We start from the raw sequence: 3,538 nt of genomic DNA on the forward strand, positions 1-3,538 counted from the left end.
GAATCACCACGAGCCGGTACGGATCGAGACGCCGCGTCAACAGGCTCAGGCCGAAGTACCAGAGCGTGGACTGCGTGAAACTGGCGGCAGCCTGAAACCGGCTGTACTCGAACCGAAAAAAGAAGATGGTCAGGAAAACAGCCCCGTAGGACAGGGCAAATGTCGGCAAGATGTAACTTGCCGCGGCCACGCCCGGGAAATTTCCGATGCGGCGATAAGACAAGAAGCCCACAAGGTGCGCGATGACCGCAGCGGCTACTGTTACCTGAAGATTGGCCGAATAGATGAATTCAGGATTGAAGACAATCCGGATGATCGCCGGCGCAAAAATCGCGAATGTCAGTCCGCCAAGCAGTTGAAACCGAATCCTGAACAGGAAGTGCCGGCTTCCGACAATAGTCGACGCTGCGACATTCAACGTCTTCCCCCCTTCCCCGAAGCTGCCGTATCGGCGACAGACCAGCGCGATAATGCATCTGACCTGATCGTTCACAACAACGAATCGGACGTCTCGCCCCCCGGCGATTCGATACAGTCGAAGACCAAGAGCTACGACAGCGCGGCCGCGCCAGCAAGCATCTATTTCTCAGATCAACAGTTCGGGAAATTGAAAAGCCTGGGCTAATAAAGCGGCTTAATGATCATTACTGAAGATGTCGCAGCGTTAGGGCGATATAACCGACAATCTATCGAGGTTGGCGGACATCAGACCGGAAATCCGCCAGTGACGCCGCTCCGGCCAGTGGCTTGATTGCCCCTGGCCGTTTCTTCGATCGCGCGCTTCAGCCGCGCTTCAGCAGCGTCCAGACGGCCGGCACCAGGCTTGCCGCGAGCGCCACCTTGATCAGGTCGCCGACGATGAACGGCACGATGCCGAACTGCCACGACTTTTCCGGACCGATGAGCAGCGCCAGCCAGGCAAAGCCCATTGCCATCATGACGACTTCGCTAACCAGCATGGCGTTGAAAAGCTTGATCGGATGGCGGTCCCAGCCGCGATCCGCCGCCCAGCCGACAATTGCCGCCATGACCACGAAGCCGGCGAGATAGCCGCCGGTCGAGCCGAGCATGTAGGCAATGCCGAGACCCTTTTCAGGCGTGCTCTGGAAGACGGGGAAGCCCATGGCGCCCTCGGCCATGTAGAGCAGCAGGGTGGCGACGCCGAGACGCATGCCGAAGGCGGCGGCGATCAGCAGCACGGCCAGCGTCTGCATCGAAATGTCGACCGGCCCGAGCATTACCTTGGTCTTGGCCGACAGTGTCAGCACAAGCGTTCCGGCGATGGCCAGGAAAAGCTGCGTTGCCAGCCGCGCCGCGCCGTTTTGCGGCAGAGCCAGAGAAACAAGCGGACGCATCGTAGTTGCAATTGCCATGGTATTTCCCCAATCCGATTGCCGCACTCCGATGTTCGCGGCCTCACATCCTCCTATATTGGCTTGCGTGTTGTGCGGCAATCGGTTTTGCCGTTTCCCGAAACAAGGCACCGATGCATGGCACTGAAATTCGATACCGGCTTCGACCCCTTCTATGGCCAGGGGGTGAATGTCGCGCCCGATGTCCAGCGCATCACGGCCCGCAATCCAAGCCCCTTCACCTTTCACGGCACCAACAGCTACGTTGTTGGCCGCGATACGCTGGCGGTGATCGATCCGGGGCCGGAGGACGAGGCGCATCTGCGGACCCTGATCGAGGTGATCGCAGGCCGGCCGGTCAGCCATATCTTCGTCAGCCACACGCATCGCGACCACTCCCCGCTGGCGGCCCGGCTGAAAGAGCGCACCGGCGCCCTCGTGCTGGCAGAGGGGCCGCACCGGCCGGCAAGAGCCCTGCATATCGGCGAGACCAATGCGCTCGATGCCAGTGCCGACACGGCTTTCATCCCTGATGTCGCCCTGCCCGACGGCGAGGTGGTCGACGGCGACGGCTGGTCGATCAGGACGGTTCTGACCCCGGGCCACACCGCCAATCATGCGGCGTTCGCGCTGCAGGGAACCGGCATCCTGTTTTCGGCCGATCATGTCATGGCCTGGGCAACCTCCATCGTCGCCCCGCCGGACGGGGCGATGGCCGACTACATGGCCTCGCTGGACCGCTTGATCGAACGCGGGGACCGCTTGCTGTTGCCAGGACATGGCGGGCCGGTGACAGCACCGCGCGCTTTCATGCGCGGGTTGAAGACGCATCGCAAGATGCGCGAGCGCGCCATTCTGGAGCGGGTCAAAGAGGGGGACCGGACGATCGTGGACATGGTCAAGGCGATCTACAGGGACACCGACCCGCGGCTGCATGGCGCCGCCGGATTGTCGGTGCTTGCCCATCTCGAGGATCTGACGGCGCGCGGCCTGGTTGTGACCGACGCCGCACCGGCCATCGACGGCATTTTCACGCCGGCCGGACAGGCCAACCTGGACCGCTGCCAAGTGCCGAAGCCTTATTCGGCTGGCGCGGCGCCGACCTGACCGGCGACTTCCTGGTCGAGCTCCGCCAGGAATTCGGTGATGCGCGCGGCATTGTCGCCAAGGTCGTAGCGGCCGTAGCGGGATGCCGACCGCATATCGACGATGACCGTGTCGCCATCGTCCGTCACGCGGATCGCCACATCGGCGGGAAGGCCGATCACGAAGCCCTTGGCGACGGCGGTGATGGTCACCTCGCTTTGCCCGGCGAGATCGGGATAGGGCTCCGACAGCTCCCAGTCGCGCCGGTCGAGTACGGTTTCGACGGCATTGACGACAGTCTCGAACGGCAGGTCGTAGCTGCGTGCGCTGACCAGCGGATAGCTATCGGCCTGCAGCCGCTGTTCCCCAGGCGTCGACGGCGCAAGCACGTTCATATCCTTCGTCCGGTCGCTCACGTCGAGCGCCGGCGGTTCGTCGAAATCCGTCGAGATATCCCTGAGCGGCGGATAGATCGTCGCCCAGTAGGCGGCGACGCCGTAGGGTGCGAGCACCAGCAGTGCCAGCAGCGCGCCGACCGTCAGGTCGCGGCCGCCGCGGTCACCGAAATTCCACAGCCGCGAAAAGGCAAACCCGGCAAACAACAGCGCCATCGCCGCCAGCAGCGCGACAATGCCGAGCACCCACAGAAAGACAGGAGTTTCGACGAGATCGAAGCGATGGCCCACAAAGACCGTCAGCAGCAGCACCAACGAAAAAGCGGCCGTGCGCCGCGACCAGCCGGCCGCCTTCGACGTTTGCCGTTCAGGAATGCTAACCATCGTTTTCCGTGCTGCCCCAACCCGAACGGAGACTTAGTGCCTTTTTGCGATGGCATGAAGCCGAAACATGCACCATCGCGTCAATCGGTCGGCAAGCGATAGTCCTTGAATTGCTGGCGCAAGGTGATCTTCTGGATCTTGCCGGTTGCGGTGTGCGGAATTTCGCCGACGAAAGCGACATCGTCCGGCATCCACCATTTGGCCACCTTGCCGTCCATGAACCCGAGAATGTCAGCCTTGGTCGGTTCCTTGCCCGGTTTGCGGACGACGACCAGCAGCGGCCGTTCGCCCCATTTCGAATGCTGAACGCCGATGGCTGCC

General features: G+C 62.4%; 4 protein-coding genes and 1 pseudogene. 2 read left to right on the plus strand and 3 right to left on the minus strand.

The annotated features are described in order from the left end of the window. Positions 1-625: hypothetical protein (locus tag EOC06_RS40230; RefSeq protein WP_164898656.1), on the plus strand; the 625-nt coding region annotated here is incomplete at its 5' end. A gap of 157 nt (positions 626-782) precedes the next feature. Here the strand turns inward: EOC06_RS40230 and EOC06_RS19300 are convergent. Next, entirely contained in the window at positions 783-1,373 is a 591-nt protein-coding gene (locus EOC06_RS19300; RefSeq protein WP_127320896.1) for a biotin transporter BioY, read from the minus strand. A gap of 117 nt (positions 1,374-1,490) precedes the next feature. Here EOC06_RS19300 and EOC06_RS19305 point away from each other — a divergent pair, with 117 nt between their 5' ends. After that, positions 1,491-2,459 carry an MBL fold metallo-hydrolase gene (locus EOC06_RS19305; protein WP_245469787.1) on the plus strand — a complete coding sequence of 323 codons (969 nt, stop codon included), beginning with the start codon at positions 1,491-1,493 and terminating at the stop codon, positions 2,457-2,459. Here EOC06_RS19305 and EOC06_RS19310 read toward each other — a convergent pair. Beyond that, positions 2,432-3,217, minus strand: a complete 786-nt coding sequence (locus EOC06_RS19310) for a DUF1499 domain-containing protein (RefSeq protein WP_027035904.1) — start codon at positions 3,215-3,217, stop codon at positions 2,432-2,434. The two genes, EOC06_RS19305 and EOC06_RS19310, sit on opposite strands and share 28 nt — an antisense overlap. Before the next feature lie 80 nt (positions 3,218-3,297). After that, positions 3,298-3,538, minus strand: a pseudogene (locus EOC06_RS42880) (long-chain fatty acid--CoA ligase); the annotation flags it as partial.

Source organism: Mesorhizobium sp. M7A.F.Ca.MR.362.00.0.0, from assembly GCF_004023175.1.
Taxonomy (GTDB): Bacteria; Pseudomonadota; Alphaproteobacteria; order Rhizobiales; family Rhizobiaceae; genus Mesorhizobium.

What these genes read in the sequence shown, in the direction of transcription:
- EOC06_RS19300 (WP_127320896.1), bottom strand. Translation starts at nt 1,373, where the DNA reads ATGGCAATTGCAACTACGATGCGTCCGCTTGTTTCTCTGGCTCTGCCG.
- EOC06_RS19305 (WP_245469787.1), top strand. Translation starts at nt 1,491, where the DNA reads ATGGCACTGAAATTCGATACCGGCTTCGACCCCTTCTATGGCCAGGGG.
- EOC06_RS19310 (WP_027035904.1), bottom strand. Translation starts at nt 3,217, where the DNA reads ATGGTTAGCATTCCTGAACGGCAAACGTCGAAGGCGGCCGGCTGGTCG.